The organism is Streptomyces sp. NPDC004629 (genome assembly GCF_042873595.1).
In the GTDB taxonomy this organism is placed as follows: domain Bacteria; phylum Actinomycetota; class Actinomycetes; order Streptomycetales; family Streptomycetaceae; genus Streptomyces.
This window is the reverse complement of record NZ_JBIALO010000054.1, coordinates 15,370-31,758: the sequence shown is the minus strand read 5'-3', so window position 1 is coordinate 31,758 and position 16,389 is coordinate 15,370. Positions and strand designations below refer to the sequence as shown.

Here is a 16,389-nt window from a genome sequence, read left to right as displayed (position 1 = left end):
AGACGGCACCAGACGACAGCTCGACAAAGCCACTACAGACGGCGATCCACCGACGAAGCCACTGGATAGCTCACGAAACCACACTGGAGTACTAGGCCCTGTCTCCCCGATCACGAGCGGAGGGTCGGATCGCCCCGGCTCATCATGAGCGGAACAACGAGCGGCCTGACACCCGCGGCACGGTCAGACTGACGCGTGACTGGCTGTTTCCGGACGTCCACCGTGCTGGAACCACTCCGGCGCCAGGATCGACATCACCGTCGCGTCCACCCGTTCGCCCTCCCAGAGCAGTGCGTCACGCAGCACGCCCTCGGCGACGAACCCCACCTTCTCGTAAGCGCGGCGGGCTCGCGGATTGAACGCGTAGACCTCCAGCGAGATGCGGTGCAGCCCCAGCTCCTCGAAGCCGTACCCGACGATCAGACGGGTCGCCTCCGTCCCCAGACCCGATCCATAAGCGCCGGGCACCAGGCAGATGCGGAAGCTGCAACTTTCGTTGGCCGGGTCCCATTCGTTGAGGACCGCCTCGCCGATGACGTTCCCCGTCGCCCGCTCGATCACGGCAAGGTCCAGCCGGTCATCTTGTTCCCGACGGCTGTCGTACCAGGCACGTATGCGCCCCTCATCGGGTGCGCCGTCGTCATGACTGCCGGTCAGCCGTGATGCCTCCGTGTCCAGGAACATTGGCATCAGCGCAGGCACGTCATCCGCCGTGACCGGCCGGAGCAGCACCCGTTCCCCGCTCAGCGACGGCTTGCTGAGGAAATCCGGGCGTGGAGCATCTCGAACGTGATCAACCATGACCGCATTGTGTCCGGCCGACCCTCCCGACGTCCTCCCCATAATCGCCACAGGACCCGGTCGACCCGTCTCCCGCGATCGGGGAGACAGGGCCTAGTAGAAGCCGGAGCGGGCGACGTCGAGGATGGCGCACAGCCGCTTCACGCCGAAGCAGCGCTGGTGGTCTGCGACGAACTGGAAGCGGTTCACCGACGCGTCTCCCCGGCGCATTACTTCGCCGCCTTGCGCAGGACCTCGCGTTTCTCTTCCAGCTGGCGGACTTTCTTGCGCAGGGCCGCGTTCTCCGCCTCCAGCGCAGTGGGCGGCTCAGCAGGTATCTCCGCCCGGCGTCCCCGGGGCCGGCTTGCCCCGGCCGCGACTGGTACAACGCGACCGCATCCGCCGTGAACTCGGCGGGGTAGTGCTTCAGCTGATTGAGCAACACGGGCCGCCCTGGGCGACGGGTGGAGGCGCCGGAAGTCTTGATCGTGTCCGCCCCAAGCCCTGGTGCCGGACCTGCTGGACAACGGCCTGGCCTTGCATGAACGGGGCTGTTTGGCACGGGAGTCGGCAGAGAAGGAACACACCGATCCGTTCGGCCGCCACGTTCGGCGATGGCGCTGACGGCGGTGATGAGGAGGGTGATGGTGACGCCGCCGAGGATCGCGGCCGAGGGGCTGGTCAGATTCAGCGCCACAGCGGACAGGGACGCGGTAAGGCTGTAGCCCACGCCCCCAGCGGCATACATCACGGAGTACGCGGCGGCGTGGGCGTGTTCGGGGAGACGTTCCCGGAGACTCAGGTTGCGGCCGACCATGGCGCCGGACTGGAATGGGAGGGCTTTATATCAGCATGGGCCCTCGGCCCGTCGCTGTGTTCATGAGGAGGTGACGTCCTCGGTGAGGATCCGGTCGAGGTTGCGTTCAGCGAGGGCAGTGATGGTGACGAAGGGGTTGACGCCGAGGGAGCCGGGGATCAGTGCTCCGTCGGTGACGTAGAGGTTACGGTAGCCGCGGACCCTGCCGTAACTGTCTGTTGCCTTGCCGAGTACGCAGCCACCGAGAGGGTGATAGCAGAAGTCGTCGGCGAACGCGCGTGTGTCGGTGAAGAGGTCGTGACGGTAAGCGGTGCCGTTGACTTTGTTGATTCGGTCGAAGAGCGACTTGGCGGAAGCGACTGAGGGCTGGTTTTGATCACGGGTCCAGTCCAGGCCCATGGTGTCGGTCGCGCGGTCATAGAAGAAGGTGCCGCGTTCGGAGTTCTTGGTGATGGCCAGGTAGAGGCTGATCCAGGTCTCGATGCCGGCCGGGACGGGAGCAATTTCGGCGAGTACGGGATGGTTCGGGTTCCTCCAGTCGTCGATGGCCAGGGCGGGGATGGCGGACTGCCGGGGGCCGGTGGGGTCCCACAGGTGATTGGCTCGGGCGGTCATGATGTTGCCGTTGGGGCCCCAGCCCTTGCCGACGGTGTCCGTGAGGTTGGGGAGAGCGCCGGTGTCCCGTGCCCGCAGCAGGAGTTCGGTGGAGCCCAGACTGCCTGCCCCCAGAAACAGGTGACGGCAGCCGATCTCGCGTGTGGCCACGAGCGTGCCGCTGGTGTCGGTCTGCGCCACCGACAGCACATAGGTGCCGTCAGGCTCCTGCCGGACACTCTTCACATGGTGGAGCGTCTCGATGGTGACGTTGTGCGTTCCGAGGGCAGCGGCGAGATAGCTGTGATCGAGGCTGCGCTTTCCGTGGTTGTTCCCATAGATCACTTCGGCTGCGAGGGCAGATTTGGGCACCCGTCCTGCTTCCTCCCGTGCCATGTAGGTGAAGTCGTACACGTTGGGAAGGAAGGCGGTCTTCAGGCCAGCGTTGTGGGCGTGGGCGCGGGAGACGCGGGCATATCGGTAGTACTCGCTGCGTTCGAACCAGTTCCGAGAGATGGAATTGACACCGAGCATGGCCTTGGCGCGTGGATAGTAGGTTCGATACATCTCGTCGGCGTCGACTCCGGGCAGCACCTCCTCGAAGTACGCGCGGACCGGGGCGACTGCCATTCCGCCGTTGACCAGGGAGCCGCCTCCCACACCCCGCCCCACGTACACCGACATTCCCGGGAAGGTGACCCGGTCCAGCACACCGGCGTAGGGGTCGATGTCCCGGTTGACCACGTCGAGCCACAGAATGGTGGACAACGGGGCCTCGGTGCGGTGGCGGAACCACATCGCGCGGCGGTCGGGAGCGGTCATGCTGCAAAAGGTCGACTTGCCGTCAACTGAGTTCTTCCATAGCTGTCCCATTTCCAGTACCAGGGTGCGAATGCCTGCCTGGCCAAGTCGGAGGGCAGCCACAGCGGCACCGTAACCGGAACCGACGACTACGGCGGGGGCCCACTCGCGGGCCGCGGCCGGCTCGGCGGCACCTGCCCGAGCCGTGGCGGCGGTAATAGTGGTGAGTCCGGCGGCAGTTGCTGTTTGGAGGGCGGCAAGCCCCAAGAGTCGGCGACGGGTCAGCTGCGTCATCAAGAAGTCTCTCTATTGATTGTGCGCATGGTGAAATTTCGAACGCTTTGGTGCCCGACTTGAATATCACGTTATTTACTGTGAGTTGCCGTGCATTACCGAGAGTGATCAACTGCAGCCGTCTTTGACGTTCCATGCATGATTTGCTGACCAAGCAAAAGTCGTTTCTGACCACGCCGGGGCCGGCTCGCCGACCAGCGGGCCCTCGGGAGGGCTCTCGCGGTCGCCAATGACGCGACGGTGTTCTATTACTAAAGGGTAAATTGTCCCTCTCTGGGTGAAGAGGCTCAGATGAGCAGTACCTGGGACGACGCTGCTGCCCTTGCGAAGGCCCACGACAGGCTGCTGTCCGGCGGAACCGTGGGGAAGGCCGTCCGCAAGCCGATCCTGAGTTCTTGGCGGCGGTGTCACCTCCAGGGCGTTGCAGCCAACGGCTTCGAGGCCCCCTACGACTCCGACCTGGACTTCGGAGGCAAGCTCGCCTACGCCGCCGGCCCTGTGCTCGACCATCTGGAGTCCGTGCTCTCGGGTATGCCGGTCACCGTGTTCCTCACCGACGAGCGGGCGCGGATCATGGAGCGCCGGGGAGGCGAGCCCTGCCTGAACCGCTACCTCGAACGGCTGCAGGTTGCCCCCTGCTTCGGCATCCCCGAGGAGCTGGCCGGTACCAACGGCATCGGCACGGCCCTCGCAGTGGCCGGACCCGCCTTCGTGGTCGGCCGCGAGCACTTCGCCGATGTCTGGCGCAGGCTCGCCTGTGCGGGCGCGCCCGTTCGCGATCCGTTGAGCGGGCAGTTTCTCGGCGTGCTCGACCTGACGTGCAGGGATCGCGACGCCGACCGGGCCATGCTGGAGGCCGTGACCGAGGCGTCCCACGCCGTCGAGCAGGGGCTGCTCGACGGCGTCACCGCACGCGAGCGTGCCCTGCTGGAGGCTTACCAGGACGCCCGCAGCCGGGGGGCGGTCGGCGGCCGGCCGTCAGGGACGTTGCTGACGCCCTGGGACGTCCTCGGCCCTTGTGACCGGCACATTCTGGAGGAGCGCGCGACCGAGCTGATCTCCTCGGGTCAAGCCGGTCTCGCCGAGGTGCGGCTCAGCGGTGGACGCGCGGTCATCCTGGTCAGCAGGCCGATCGAAAGCTCGTCCGGCGTGACGGGTGTCGCCGTCGAGGCCGCCTTCCCCGGCGTCGGCGTTCACCCTCTTCGTCCGCGGCAGTCTCCGCAAGCTCCGGAGACCCGGGCGCCCGGGTCTCCGGAGCTTGCGGAGACCCGGGCGCCCGGCACGGAATCGCTCGTGGTGCACGGTCATGTGTCGGGGAGTCCCCCCGTGGCCGCGTCGTCCGCTGCGCCGGCGGCGCCGGCGGGCCGGTGGCTGCTCGCCGTCGGTGAGCCCGTCATCGGCCGGCTCGCCCTGCGGGCCCGTCAGCGTCTCGGGTTGATCGCCGATGCCGGCTCCCGGATCGGAACCACGCTCGATGTGTCCCGGACCGCCGAGGAACTGACCGAGGTGGCCGTTCCCCGGTTCGCCGATTTCGCGGCCGTCGACCTGCCGGACTCGGTGCTGCTCGGCGAGGAACCGATCCGGGTGGACGGCCCGCTGCGTCGGGTGGCGTTGGGCGGCCCGTACGAAGCCTCCCACCTCAAGCCGCTGGGCGACCTGATCACCTTCGCTGCGTCCACACCGCAGGCCCAGGCACTGGTCACTAGCGAGCCGGTGCGCGAACGGACGCTGTCCCGGGCTCCGGGGTGGATGGCCGACGATCCGGTCCGCGGCTCCAAGATCCTCGGTGCGGGCGTTCACTCGCTCATTGCCGTGCCCATGCTCGCCCGCGGCACGGCCCTGGGCGTCGCCAGCTTCTACCGTTCCCGCGCTCACGGCCCCTTCGAGGAGGACGACCTGGTCCTCGCGGAGGAGCTGGTGGGACGCGCCGCCGTGTGCATCGACAACGCGCGCCGCTTCACGCGTGAGCATGCCATGGCACTCGCGCTGCAGAAGGGCATGCTCCCGAGCGGCCTGCCCGTTCAGCACGCGGTGGATGCGGCCCACCGCTACCTGCCCGCAGCATCCGGGGTCGGAGGCGACTGGTTCGACGTCATCCCGCTGTCGGGGGCACGGGTGGCGCTGGTCGTCGGCGATGTGGTCGGGCACGGGCTGCACGCCGCGGCGACCATGGGCCGGCTGCGCACCGCGGTCCACAACTTCTCGGCACTCGACCTGGCGGCCGACGAGATCCTCACCCAGCTCGACGACCTCGTCATCCGCCTCGACCTCGACGACCAACGGGCCGGAAAATCCTCCATGGGGATGGTCGGCACGAGCTGTCTGTACGCCGTGTACGACCCCGGCACGCGGCGCTGCACCTTGGGACGGGCCGGTCACCCGCCGCCCGCCGTGGTCCTCCCCGACGGCACCGTGGCATTCCCCGATGTGCCCGCGGGCCCGCCGCTGGGCCTGGGCGGTCTGCCCTTCGAGACGGTCGATGTCGAACTGCCCGAGGGCAGCCTGCTCGTCCTCTACACCGACGGGCTGATCGAGCACCTCGGCGGGGGTGACCTTGAGCGCGGCCTCGACCGCTTGCAAAACGTCCTTGCTCTTCGCGGCCGTACACCGGAACAGGTCTGCAAGGCGCTGGGCGCTCTCGTTCCGGCGGAGCCCTCGGACGACATCGCCCTTCTCGTGGCCCGCACCCGCGCTCTCGGCGCCGCCCAGCTCGCAACCTGGGACCTGCCCGCCGACCCGCCGGTCGTCCCCCGGGTGCGCGAGGAGGTCATCGCACGGCTGGCCGACTGGGGCCTGGGAGAGCTGGGGTTCACCACCGAACTGGTCGTCAGCGAGCTGGTCACCAACGCGATCCGCTACGGCGGTGAACCCATCCAGTTGCGCCTGCTCCACGACAGCACGCTGATCTGCGAGGTGTCCGACGGCAGTAGCCTCGCCCCCCGCATGCGCCGGGCACGAACGATGGACGAGGGCGGGCGCGGGCTCTTCCTGGTCGCCCAGCTCACCCAGCGCTGGGGCACCCGGTACACCACGCAAGGCAAGGTCATATGGGTCGAGCAGTCACTGCCGGGGCAGCCGGTCTGAGCATTGCGAAGACCGGGGAAGGACGCCGGTGAAGCATCCGGCTCGGCCGCTGGATCTGGTCGCTGGATACTCTGGCGAGGTGATCGAGAATCCTCCTCCCTGTCCGAAGTGCTCCTGTGAGTACACCTACGAGATGAACGCGCTGGTCGTCTGCCCGGAATGCGGCCATGAATGGGTTCCCGCCGAGACCGGGGACGAGGGCGGTGACCCCGCCGCTGAGCGTGTCGTCAAGGACGCCGTCGGCAATGTGCTGCGGGACGGCGACACCGTGGTGGTGGTGAAGGCCCTCAAGGTCAAGGGCAGCCCGTCGGGGATCAAGGCGGGGACCAAGGTGCGCGGCATCCGGCTGGTCGACGGGGTCGACGGGCACGACATCGACTGCAAGGTCGACGGCTTCGGAGCGATGCAGCTCAAGTCGGGCGTGGTCAAGAAGGCCTGATCGCGGGAGCGGGGCCCCTGGCGGGGGCGTCCGGGGCGCAGCAGGATGCGGAATTGCGAAATTTTGCAATTGGTTAGATGCTGTGTTGGCTGTGTCTGCAGGTAGCCGCGGGCACAGCCTTTCGCGTCCGCCCCCGCGGTGGGGGTGCAGCAGGGGAAGTCGAGGGGTCGTGTCCGTTCCGCTGTACCAAGCCAAGGCCGAGTTCTTCCGGATGCTCGGCCATCCTGTACGGATACAGGTGCTGGAGCTTCTGCAGGACAGGCCCAGACCGGTACGTGACCTGCTCGCGCGGATCGAGGTGGAGCCCTCCAGCCTGTCGCAGCAACTGGCGGTGTTGCGCCGCTCGGGGATCGTCACCTCCACCCGAGAGGGCTCGACGGTCGTCTACGCGCTGGCCGGCGGGGACGTGGCCGACCTGATGACGGCAGCGCGGCGGATCCTGACCGAGATGCTGACGGGGCAGGGCGAACTCCTCGCCGAGCTGAGGGAAGCCGAGGTCGTCGCACGATGAGCACGGCGTTCCACCGCGCGTGGGCCCGCGTCGCCGCGCTGCTGCCCGGTTCCGCCGACCTCGCGGAGATACGGCGCGACCCGCGCCGGGACCTGCTCGCCGGCCTCACCGTGGCGATCGTCGCGCTGCCGCTCGCGCTCGGCTTCGGTGTCTCCTCCGGGCTGGGTGCCGAGGCGGGACTGGCGACGGCCGTGGTCGCGGGCGCCCTCGCGGCGGTGTTCGGCGGTTCCAACCTCCAGGTGTCGGGGCCGACCGGCGCCATGACGGTCGTCCTGGTGCCGATCGTCGCCCAATACGGCCCTGCCGGGGTGCTCACCGTCGGACTGATGGCGGGCCTCATGCTGGTCGCCCTGGCGGTGCTGCGGGCCGGGAAGTACATGCGGTACGTGCCCGCCCCGGTCGTCGAGGGCTTCACCCTGGGCATCGCCTGCGTGATCGGCCTGCAGCAGATCCCGAACGCCCTCGGTGTGCCCACACCGGACGGCGACCGGGTGCTGGTGGTGACCTGGCGTGCGGCCCGGGAGTTCGTGCAGGCCCCGAACTGGACGGCGGCCGGCCTCGCGGTCGCGGTGGCCGCGGTCATGCTGATCGGGGCCCGCTGGCGGCCGACGGTGCCGTTCTCGATCGTCGCGGTGATCGCGGCGACGATCGTGGCGCGGCTGGCCCACCTGGATGCGGCGAAGCCGATCGGTGACCTGCCCTCAGGGCTGCCCGTGCCGTCGTTGTCCTTTCTCGACCTCGGCTCGCTGGGGACCCTGCTCGCTCCCGCGGTGGCCGTGGCCGCCCTCGCGGCCCTGGAGTCGCTGCTGTCCGCCTCGGTCGCCGACGGCATGACGGTCGGGCAGCGGCACGATGCGGACCGGGAACTGTTCGGGCAGGGTCTGGCCAACATCGCCGCTCCGCTCTTCGGGGGTGTGCCCGCCACCGGCGCCATCGCCCGCACCGCGGTCAACGTGCGGACGGGCGCCGGTTCCCGGCTCGCCGCCCTCACCCATGCCGCCGTCCTCGCCGTGATCGTCTTCGCGGCGGCGCCCCTCGTCTCAGAGATTCCGCTGGCCGCGCTCGCGGGCGTGCTGCTGGCCACCGCGATCCGCATGGTCGAGGTCGGCTCGCTGAAGGCCATGGCGAAGGCGACCCGCTCGGACGCGCTGATACTCGGCCTGACCGCCGTGGCGACGCTGGCCCTGGACCTCGTGTACGCGGTGATCATCGGGCTGGTTCTCGCGGGCGCGCTCGCCCTGCGGGCCGTGGCCAAGCAGGCCCGCTTCGACCTGGTGCCGCTCGACCGGGGCGATCACAGCGTGGAGGAGCACGCGCTGCTGGCCGAGCACATCGTCGCGTACCGCATCGACGGGCCGCTGTTCTTCGCCGCCGCCCACCGCTTCCTGCTGGAGCTGACCGAGGTCGCCGACGTCCGCGTCGTGATCCTGCGGATGTCGCGGGTGTCGACGATGGACGCCACCGGCGCCCTGGTCGTGAAGGACGCGGTGGAGAAGCTGCGACGCCGTGGCATCGTCGTCCTGGCCTCCGGGATACGGCCAGGCCAGCGGCAGGTCCTCGACTCCGTCGGCGCGCTCGACCTGCTGCGGCACAGGGGCCGCGAGTACGCCACCACGCCCGAGGCCATCCGGGCGGCCCGCGATCACCTGGAGACGGCCGGGGTCCTGCCCGCCCTGCCCGCACAGCAGCCCCCGACGCCCAGCGAGGAAGCCCTTCGATGAGTACGTCCCCCACCACCTTGCGCATGGTCGAGGTCTCCGGCGCGGAGGCCCTGTGGCTGCTGGAGGGCAGCAGCCTGGGGCGGTTGGTGTACACGCAGCGGGACCTGACCGTGATCCGGCCCGCCCGGCATGTGTGGGAGTACGGCCGGCTGATCGTCCGTACACCGGCCCCGGCCATGGCGGTGCCCACGACGGCGACGTACCACGTCGACGAGATCCGCGCGGTGACCGGCACCGGCTGGACGGTCACCGTCTGCGGCCCCGCCGAGGTGATCACCGACCCCGACGAGGCCGCGCACTACCGGCGCACCCTGACCGGCTGGGCTCATGGCCCGCACGACACCCTGCTGCGTCTGCACCCCAAGACCGTCACCGGTTTCCGCCTCGCCCGCGCGGAGGCGTGAACGATGTCCACGCAGCTCCAAGCCCTGCCCCACCGGCACGTGCTCACCCTGCCCACCGAACCGTCCGCCGTGCGCGTCGCCCGCGAGACGGCCGAGCAGGCCCTGGTCCAGTGGGGCATCGGGCTGCGTCACGCAGCCGTGGACCCCGCGCTGCTGATTCTTGCCGAACTCGTCACCAACAGCGTCCGGCACGCCGCCGTCCTCTCCCCGACGGTGACCGTGATCTACGCGGCGGGACCCGACTGCCTGGCCTTCGCCGTCCACGACCGCCACCCCTACCAGCCGACGCTGAGCGGGGTGCTCGCCGACGGCGTCGGCGGGCTCAGCACCGTCATGGAACTCACCCTCGGCCTGGGCGGCACCGCAGTCGTCCGCGCGGACGCCGACGGCCGGGGCAAAAGCATCTGGATCACCCTCCCCCTCTGACGGCCCGGGCACGGAGGCGTCGTCGCCGTCACCGCGCGGCAGGACGCCCCTCGCACACACCTCCCCATAGGACCTCATGACTTGCTAATGTCAGCAATTCGTGAGGTCCTCACTACCGGATTCGTCGGCTCTCTTCTCTCGGCGCGGTTTCGGCCTGACCGATGCCGCGGGCGAAGATGGGCCGCATGTTCTTGACGAGTGGGTGGATGCGATGCGCCGAGGCCCGGCCGGTCATGCCGCGTGGCCGCACAGCGGAGGAGGCGGCACCGTGAGTACACCGCTGTACCAGCTGAAGGCCGAGTTCTTCAAAACACTCGGCCACCCCGCCCGCATCCGCGTCCTGGAGCTGCTGAGCGAGCGCGAGCACGCGGTCGCCGAGATGCTGCCCGAGGTGGGCATCGAGCCGGCCCACCTCTCGCAGCAGCTCGCCGTACTGCGCCGGGCCAACCTGGTGGTCACCCGCAAAGAAGGCTCGACCGTGTACCACTCCTTGACCAGCCCGAATGTGGCCGAGCTGCTGAGGGTCGCCCGCACCATCCTCTCCGGCGTGCTGGCCGGTCAGGCCGAACTCCTCGCCGACCTGCATGCCGCACAGGGCGAAGGAAAACCGCCGTCGTAGAGACGGCCGCCTCCCCCACCTCAGAGCCTCACCCCTGTGCAAAACACCGGAAAAGTACCGGAAAAATGCCGTAACTCCAGCCGCGGGATGGCTCGTTGGCCGCCTGCGGAAACGTTCTCACCGTACCGGGAGGGTTCATGGGGCTGTTGCGCAAGATCCGTACCACCGGGCGGGTGGCCGAGCCCGCGCCGCCGCGCCCGGAGGGCGGCGCCCCGCCGGGAGCGCGGGAGTTCGGCGGGGCGGCGCAGGTGCGGTGTGTGGACGCGGGTTCCTGCAACGGCTGCGAGATCGAGATCGCGGCGGCCTTCAACCCGGTCTACGACGCCGAGCGGTACGGGGCGCGCCTTGTGGCCTCGCCCCGGCACGCGGACGTGGCCCTGGTGACCGGGCCCGTGACCCGGAACATGGCCGAGCCGCTGCGGCGCACGGTCGCCGCGATGGGCGAGCCCCGGCTGGTGGTGGCGGTGGGGGACTGCGCGATCAACTGCGGCGAGTTCGCGGGCGGTTACGGCGTCGAGGGCGCCGTCGCCGATGTCGTACCGGTGGATCTGGCCGTGCCCGGGTGCCCGCCGGAACCGGGTGCGATCGTGGCGGCCCTGCGGAGCGTGACCGGGCGGTGAGCGCGATCCCGGCCGCCCTCGCGACGGTCACCGCACTGGGCGGCGCGGGGGCGCTGGCCGGGCTCGGACTGCCGTACCGGGTCCGTGTCCCGGTGGTGGGAGTCCTGACGGCCGGCGTGGGGGTCGCCGGTGGTACGGCGGGTGTGGCCGCACTGGGAGGCAGCCGCTGGAGCGCCGTGTTCCCCGGGTTGCTGCCGCTGGCCGGTGCGCATGTGGCGGTGGATGCGCTGGGTGGCCTCTTCATGGCGGTCGCGGGGGCCGTCGTGGCAGCGGTCGCGGTGTACGGCATCGGCTACGCCGCCGGACACGGCCCGCACGGGCTCGGCTCTCGCACAGCGCAGGCGGTGCTGCCGTTGTTCGCGCTCACCTTGGTGCTGGTGCCCGTGGCGGCGTCGGTGTCGACGTTCCTGGTGCTGTGGGAGCTGATGGCGCTCGGCTCGCTGCTCTTGGTCCTGGCCGAGCACCAAGGCCGTGCTCCGGTGCGGCAGGCGGGCGTCTGGTACGCGGTGATGACGCACCTCGGCCTGGTACTCCTGCTCGCCGGGCTCGCGCTGTTCGCCGCGCAGGCCGGCGGCCAGACCTTCGCCGTACTGCGGGCGGGCGCGCACACCCTCTCGCCGGCCGTGCGAGGGGTCGTGTTCGTGCTGGTCGCACTCGCGTTCACGTCGAAGGCGGGCGCGGTGCCGTTGCATGCCTGGCTGCCCCGGGCCCATCCCGAAGCGCCCAGCCCCGTCTCGGCGTTGATGAGCGCTGCCATGGTCAACCTCGGCGTGTACGGCCTGGTCCGCACCGGTCTCGACCTGCTCGGCGGTGGTCCGGCGTGGTGGTGGCTGGGGCTGGCGGCGGTCGGTGGGGCCAGCGCGGTGTACGGGATTTTGCAGGCGGCGATGGCCTGCGACCTGAAGCGGCTGCTGGCGTACTCGACGAGCGAGAACATGGGCCTGGTCCTGATCGGCGTCGGCGCCTGCGGACTGTTCACCACCTACGGCAACCGGCCGCTGGCCGCGCTGGCGCTGGCGGCGGCGCTGCTGCACGTGGTCAACCACGCGGCGTTCAAGGCCCTGGCGTTCTGCGCGGCCGGGTCGGTGCTGCGGGCCACCGGCCTGCGGGACCTCGACCGGCTCGGCGGTCTGCGTTCCCGGATGCCCGTCACCGCCGGACTGTTCGCGCTGGCCGCACTCGGCGCGGTGGCGCTGCCGCCGGGCAACGGGTTCATCAGCGAGTGGCTGCTGCTGCAGTCCCTGATCCACGGGCTTCAGGTGCCGGGCGTCGCGGTGGCGGTCGTCCTGCCGCTGTCCGTGGCGCTGATCGCGCTGTCCGCCGGCATCGCCGCGGCCGTGTTCGTGAAGGCGCTCGGGGTCGGCTTCTTCGCCCGGCCGCGCAGCTCACAGGCGGCCGGCGCACGGGAGGCACCGCCCCTGATGATCGCCGGGATGGGGCTGCTGGCCGCCGCGTGCGGGGCGCTCGCGCTGATGCCTGGGCTGCTGGGCGACGGCCTGGACCGGGCCGTGAACGCGGTGGGGCTGCCCGGTACCGGCGCGGTGTCGGGCGGCGGAGTGCGGGTGCGGCTCGCCGATATCTCCGCGTCGCTGTCACCGGTGTGGGTGGTGGCCGCGCTGACCGTGGCGATCATGCTGGCCGTGGGCCTGCCCCGGCTGTACGGACGCCGTCGGCGCCGGGCGAACGCCCGGTTGTGGGACTGCGGCGGCGGGGCGCCGACCCCGCGCATGGCGTACACGGCCACCTCGTTCGCCGAACCGCTGCAGCGGGTCTTCGACGACGTCCTCGCACCCGAGCAGGACGTGGACGTCACGCCGGTGCGCGAGTCGGCGTACCTGGTGGAGCGGGTCCGATTCCAGCGGCGGGTGCCCGACCGGATCGAACACCGGCTGTACGAACCGGTACTGCGTTCGCTGGCCGGGGCCGGGCGGGCGGCCCGTCGGCTGGCGGGCGGCAGCGTCCACCTCTATCTCGGCTATGGCTTCGTCGGCCTGGTCGTCCTGCTGTTGGCGTTGGCGGTGGGCTGGTGAGAGCGAACCCATGAGTGCTGTCGGATACGCGGCCGTGGCCGGCCAGGTCCTCGTGGTCGGCGCCGGGGCGCCCCTGGTCACGGGGTGGATGCGGCAGGTCCGGGCCCGCCTTGAGGGCCGGGCCGGCGCCGGGGTGCTGCAGCCCTGGCGGGATGCGCGCAAGCTGCTGCGCAAGGAGCCCATCACCCCCGTGGGGACCGGGCCCGCCTTCCGCACGGCCCCCGCGCTGCTGGTCGCCACCGCCGTCGTGGCCGCCGCCCTCGTACCGCTGCTGTCCACCGACACCCCGGTCAGCTCCCACGCGGACCTGATCCTTGTCGTGGCGCTGATCGCCCTTGGCACGATGGCCCTCGCCCTGGCCGGCCTTGACACCGGCACCGCGTTCGGTGGGATGGGCGCCTCCCGGGAGATGACGGTGGCCGCGCTGGTGGAGCCGACCATCCTGCTGTCGGTGTTCGCCCTGTCGATACCGGCCGGGACGACCAACATCCCGGCGATCGTCTCCGGCGCCGCCCACGAACCCGCCCGTCTCGCCTCCCCGGCCGGGCTCCTTGCCACGGCCGCCCTCGCGGTGGCGGTACTGGCGGAGACCGGCCGGATCCCGGTCGACAACCCCTCCACCCATCTCGAACTGACCATGATCCACGAGGCGATGGTGCTGGAATACGCCGGCCCGGACCTGGCCCTGGTCGAACTCGGCGCCCAGATGCGGCTGACCCTGCTGCTCGGCCTCCTGTCCTCCCTGTTCGTGCCCTGGGGCATCGCCACCGGCGGCTCCTGGGCGGCCCTCGCCGTGGCGCTGGTGCTGTTCGCGGCGAAGGTCTGCCTGCTGGGCGCGGTGCTCGCGGCGGCCGAGGTGTTCTGGGCCAAGGTCCGGCTGTTCCGGGTGCCCGAACTGCTCGCCGGCTCCTTCCTGCTGGCCCTGCTCGCGGTGACCGCCTCGTACTTCCTGAGCGGAGCGTCATGAACGCCGGCCTCTACACCCAGCTCCTCGACCTGGCCTGCGGCGCCTTCCTGCTGGCGGCCGTGATCGTGCTGTGGCGGCGCGAACTGGCCGCGATCGTACGGGTCTTCGCCCTCCAGGGCATCGCGCTCGCCGCGATCGCCGTCCTGCTCGGCGCGCACGAACAACGCTGGGACGTGGTCGCCGTGGGGCTCGGTATCGGAGCCCTCAGGGCGGGCCTCCTGCCGTATCTGATCCGGCGCGCCCTGACCGCGCTCACCCAAAACCGGCAGCGCTACGGCGACGGGGGAGCAGAGACCCGGGAGACCCAGCCCCTCGTCAACGTCGCCGCCTCCCTGCTCACCGCCGCGCTGCTGACCCTGCTGGCCTACGCGGTGGCCCGGCCGCTGACCCTGCTGAACCCGACCCCCGCCACCCGGGCCCTGCCGGTCGGCCTCGCCGTCGTTCTGATCGGCTTCTTCGTGCTGGTGACGCGCAGGCGGGCGCTCGCGCAGGTGGTCGGGTTCCTGCTCCTCGACAACGGCATCACCGCCACCGCGTTCCTCGCCACCTCCGGGGTGCCGCTCATCGTCGAACTCGGCGTGTCCTTCGACGTGTTGCTGGCGGTGCTGGTGCTGCAGATCCTCACCGCCCGGATGCGGGAAGCGTTCGGCACCACCGACATCGACGACCTGCGGGAGCTGCACGACCGATGAGCCCTACCGCGTCCACGCTGCTCCTCACCGCGCCCGCCGCCGTGCCGCTGGCGGTGGCCGGCGGGTACGCACTGGCGGCACTGCGCACGCGTGCGCCCGCCGAAGCGTTCACCGCCGTTCTCACCGACACCCGGCAGCGGGTGGCCGCACAGGGCTCCGCCCTGGCGGCGGAGGCACCCGAGCCCGGCAGGGTGCCCACCCGGCACGGGCGGGACCGGCTCGGGCTTCTCTCCCCCGCCGTGATCCTCGCCTGCGGAAGCCTGCTCGCGGCCGACGTCGTGCATGCCGGGCCACGCTCGGCCTGTTCCGGCCTGCTGCGCGCGGACGCGCTGACCGCGTGGATGCTGCTGGTGGTGGGCGCCGTCGCGCTGATCGCCTGCGGCTTTGCCCCCGCGTATCTGAGCGGTGAGCGGGCCGCGGGGCGGGTGAGCGAGCGGACCGTATGGCGCTACCACGTCCTGGTCCAGGCGTTCCTGGCGGCGATGTGCCTGGCCGTCGTCACCGCGAACCTCGGCGTGCTGTGGGTCGCCGTCGAGGCCACCACCATCGTCACCGCCTTCCTGGTCGGCCACCGCCGGACGCGGACGTCGGTGGAGGCCGCCTGGAAGTACGTGGTGATCTGCTCGGCCGGGATCGCGCTCGCCTTCCTCGGCACCGTGCTGATCTACTACGCGGCCCGGCAGGCCGGCATCGCCGAGGCATGGGCGCTGGACTGGCCCACCCTCGTCGCCGGCGCCGACCGGTTCGACCCGGCGGCCACCCGGCTCGGCATCACCCTCGTCGTCCTCGGCTTCGGCACCAAGGCCGGCCTGGTACCGCTGCACGCCTGGCTGCCGGACGCCCACAGCCAGGCCCCGGCGCCGGTCTCCGCGCTGATGTCCGGCGTACTGCTGTCGGTCGCCTTCTCCGCCGTCCTGCGCTACCGGGTCATCGCGGACGCCGCCCTCGGCCCGGACTTCACCCGCCTCCTGCTCGCGGGGATCGCATTGCTCACCCTCGCTCTCGCGGCCGGGCTGCTGCTCGCCCAGCGCGACTACAAGCGGATGCTGGCCTACTCGTCCATGGAGCACATGAGCCTGATCGCCCTGGCCGCGGCGATCGGCAGCCCGCTCGCCCTGTCCGCCGCGCTGCTGCACATCGCCGGGCACGGGCTCGCCAAGTCGGTCGCCTTCTGTGCCTCCGGCCGGATCCTGCAGATCACCGGCACCACGCGGATCGGACGTGTCCGTGGCCTGATCGCCAAGGCGCCGCCGCCGGCCGGGGCGTTCGGGCTCGCGGTGGTCGCGCTGCTGGCCTTCCCGCCCTTCAGTCTCTTCGCCTCCGAACTGGCCATCGCGCGGGCCGGCTTCGCCGCCGGACCAGCGTTCGGCTGGATCACCGCGGTGGCCCTGCTGCTCGTGCTGGTCGCCTTCGCCGCACTCGCGGTCCGCGCCGCCCGCATGCTGCTCGGACCGGGCACACCGGCCCAGGAAAGCCCGGGCGCCGTATGGCCTTTGGCGCTGGGCCTGGTCGCCTGCGCCGCCCTGGGAGTGACCCTCGGCCCGCTCACCGACCTGCTGCACGCCGCCGCCCAGGCGATCGGAGGCTGAG

Annotated in this window: 14 protein-coding genes; 12 read left to right on the top strand and 2 right to left on the bottom strand. The window is 70.8% G+C overall.

Translation table 11 applies throughout. The annotated features are described in order from the left end of the window. Nucleotides 1–183 precede the first annotated feature (183 nt). Both ACFYTE_RS40635 and ACFYTE_RS40630 read right to left on the bottom strand, forming a co-directional pair. Nucleotides 184–801, bottom strand: coding sequence for a GNAT family N-acetyltransferase (locus ACFYTE_RS40635; protein ID WP_388722054.1), 618 nt, complete (start codon nucleotides 799–801; stop codon nucleotides 184–186). Between the two features lie 856 nt (nucleotides 802–1,657). Continuing rightward, nucleotides 1,658–3,286, bottom strand: a complete 1,629-nt coding sequence (locus ACFYTE_RS40630; protein WP_388722051.1) for a GMC oxidoreductase — start codon at nucleotides 3,284–3,286, stop codon at nucleotides 1,658–1,660. Between the two features lie 291 nt (nucleotides 3,287–3,577). Between ACFYTE_RS40630 and ACFYTE_RS40625 the strand changes: the two genes are divergently transcribed. The 12 genes from ACFYTE_RS40625 (at nucleotide 3,578) to ACFYTE_RS40570 (ending at nucleotide 16,388) form a co-directional block, all read left to right on the top strand. Next, entirely contained in the window at nucleotides 3,578–6,370 is a 2,793-nt protein-coding gene (locus tag ACFYTE_RS40625) for a SpoIIE family protein phosphatase (RefSeq protein ID WP_388722049.1), read from the top strand. A gap of 79 nt (nucleotides 6,371–6,449) precedes the next feature. Then, nucleotides 6,450–6,809 (top strand): zinc ribbon domain-containing protein YjdM, encoded by a 360-nt coding sequence (locus ACFYTE_RS40620; RefSeq protein ID WP_388722047.1) that lies wholly within the window; start codon nucleotides 6,450–6,452, stop codon nucleotides 6,807–6,809. Nucleotides 6,810–6,978: 169 nt separating this feature from the next. Further along, on the top strand, nucleotides 6,979–7,320 hold the full coding sequence (locus tag ACFYTE_RS40615; protein WP_388722045.1) for an ArsR/SmtB family transcription factor: 342 nt from the start codon (nucleotides 6,979–6,981) through the stop codon (nucleotides 7,318–7,320). After that, nucleotides 7,317–9,041, top strand: a complete 1,725-nt coding sequence (locus tag ACFYTE_RS40610) for a SulP family inorganic anion transporter (protein ID WP_388722043.1) — start codon at nucleotides 7,317–7,319, stop codon at nucleotides 9,039–9,041. Before ACFYTE_RS40615 ends, ACFYTE_RS40610 begins: the two co-directional genes overlap by 4 nt. Next, entirely contained in the window at nucleotides 9,038–9,445 is a 408-nt protein-coding gene (locus tag ACFYTE_RS40605; protein WP_388722041.1) for a pyridoxamine 5'-phosphate oxidase family protein, read from the top strand. The genes ACFYTE_RS40610 and ACFYTE_RS40605 overlap by 4 nt, the downstream gene beginning before the upstream one ends. 3 nt (nucleotides 9,446–9,448) lie before the next feature. After that, nucleotides 9,449–9,871 (top strand): ATP-binding protein, encoded by a 423-nt coding sequence (locus ACFYTE_RS40600; protein WP_388722039.1) that lies wholly within the window; start codon nucleotides 9,449–9,451, stop codon nucleotides 9,869–9,871. Between the two features lie 268 nt (nucleotides 9,872–10,139). Beyond that, nucleotides 10,140–10,490: an ArsR/SmtB family transcription factor gene (locus tag ACFYTE_RS40595; RefSeq protein WP_388722037.1), complete on the top strand. Its 351-nt coding sequence runs from the start codon at nucleotides 10,140–10,142 to the stop codon at nucleotides 10,488–10,490. Between the two features lie 137 nt (nucleotides 10,491–10,627). After that, nucleotides 10,628–11,110: an NADH-quinone oxidoreductase subunit B family protein gene (locus tag ACFYTE_RS40590; RefSeq protein ID WP_388722035.1), complete on the top strand. Its 483-nt coding sequence runs from the start codon at nucleotides 10,628–10,630 to the stop codon at nucleotides 11,108–11,110. Beyond that, complete coding sequence (locus ACFYTE_RS40585; RefSeq protein ID WP_388722033.1) at nucleotides 11,107–13,140, top strand: proton-conducting transporter membrane subunit; 2,034 nt, start codon at nucleotides 11,107–11,109, stop codon at nucleotides 13,138–13,140. Before ACFYTE_RS40590 ends, ACFYTE_RS40585 begins: the two co-directional genes overlap by 4 nt. A gap of 10 nt (nucleotides 13,141–13,150) precedes the next feature. Continuing rightward, nucleotides 13,151–14,107 carry a respiratory chain complex I subunit 1 family protein gene (locus tag ACFYTE_RS40580; protein WP_388722030.1) on the top strand — a complete coding sequence of 319 codons (957 nt, stop codon included), beginning with the start codon at nucleotides 13,151–13,153 and terminating at the stop codon, nucleotides 14,105–14,107. Next, nucleotides 14,104–14,799, top strand: coding sequence for a hypothetical protein (locus tag ACFYTE_RS40575; protein ID WP_388722028.1), 696 nt, complete (start codon nucleotides 14,104–14,106; stop codon nucleotides 14,797–14,799). Before ACFYTE_RS40580 ends, ACFYTE_RS40575 begins: the two co-directional genes overlap by 4 nt. After that, nucleotides 14,796–16,388 (top strand): proton-conducting transporter membrane subunit, encoded by a 1,593-nt coding sequence (locus tag ACFYTE_RS40570; protein ID WP_388722026.1) that lies wholly within the window; start codon nucleotides 14,796–14,798, stop codon nucleotides 16,386–16,388. The genes ACFYTE_RS40575 and ACFYTE_RS40570 overlap by 4 nt, the downstream gene beginning before the upstream one ends. The last annotated feature ends 1 nt before the right edge of the window (nucleotide 16,389 follow it).

What these genes read in the sequence shown, in the direction of transcription:
- ACFYTE_RS40575 (WP_388722028.1), top strand. Translation starts at nt 14,104, where the DNA reads ATGAACGCCGGCCTCTACACCCAGCTCCTCGACCTGGCCTGCGGCGCC.
- ACFYTE_RS40625 (WP_388722049.1), top strand. Translation starts at nt 3,578, where the DNA reads ATGAGCAGTACCTGGGACGACGCTGCTGCCCTTGCGAAGGCCCACGAC.
- ACFYTE_RS40635 (WP_388722054.1), bottom strand. Translation starts at nt 801, where the DNA reads ATGGTTGATCACGTTCGAGATGCTCCACGCCCGGATTTCCTCAGCAAG.
- ACFYTE_RS40605 (WP_388722041.1), top strand. Translation starts at nt 9,038, where the DNA reads ATGAGTACGTCCCCCACCACCTTGCGCATGGTCGAGGTCTCCGGCGCG.
- ACFYTE_RS40610 (WP_388722043.1), top strand. Translation starts at nt 7,317, where the DNA reads ATGAGCACGGCGTTCCACCGCGCGTGGGCCCGCGTCGCCGCGCTGCTG.
- ACFYTE_RS40590 (WP_388722035.1), top strand. Translation starts at nt 10,628, where the DNA reads ATGGGGCTGTTGCGCAAGATCCGTACCACCGGGCGGGTGGCCGAGCCC.
- ACFYTE_RS40600 (WP_388722039.1), top strand. Translation starts at nt 9,449, where the DNA reads ATGTCCACGCAGCTCCAAGCCCTGCCCCACCGGCACGTGCTCACCCTG.
- ACFYTE_RS40570 (WP_388722026.1), top strand. Translation starts at nt 14,796, where the DNA reads ATGAGCCCTACCGCGTCCACGCTGCTCCTCACCGCGCCCGCCGCCGTG.
- ACFYTE_RS40630 (WP_388722051.1), bottom strand. Translation starts at nt 3,286, where the DNA reads ATGACGCAGCTGACCCGTCGCCGACTCTTGGGGCTTGCCGCCCTCCAA.
- ACFYTE_RS40580 (WP_388722030.1), top strand. Translation starts at nt 13,151, where the DNA reads ATGAGTGCTGTCGGATACGCGGCCGTGGCCGGCCAGGTCCTCGTGGTC.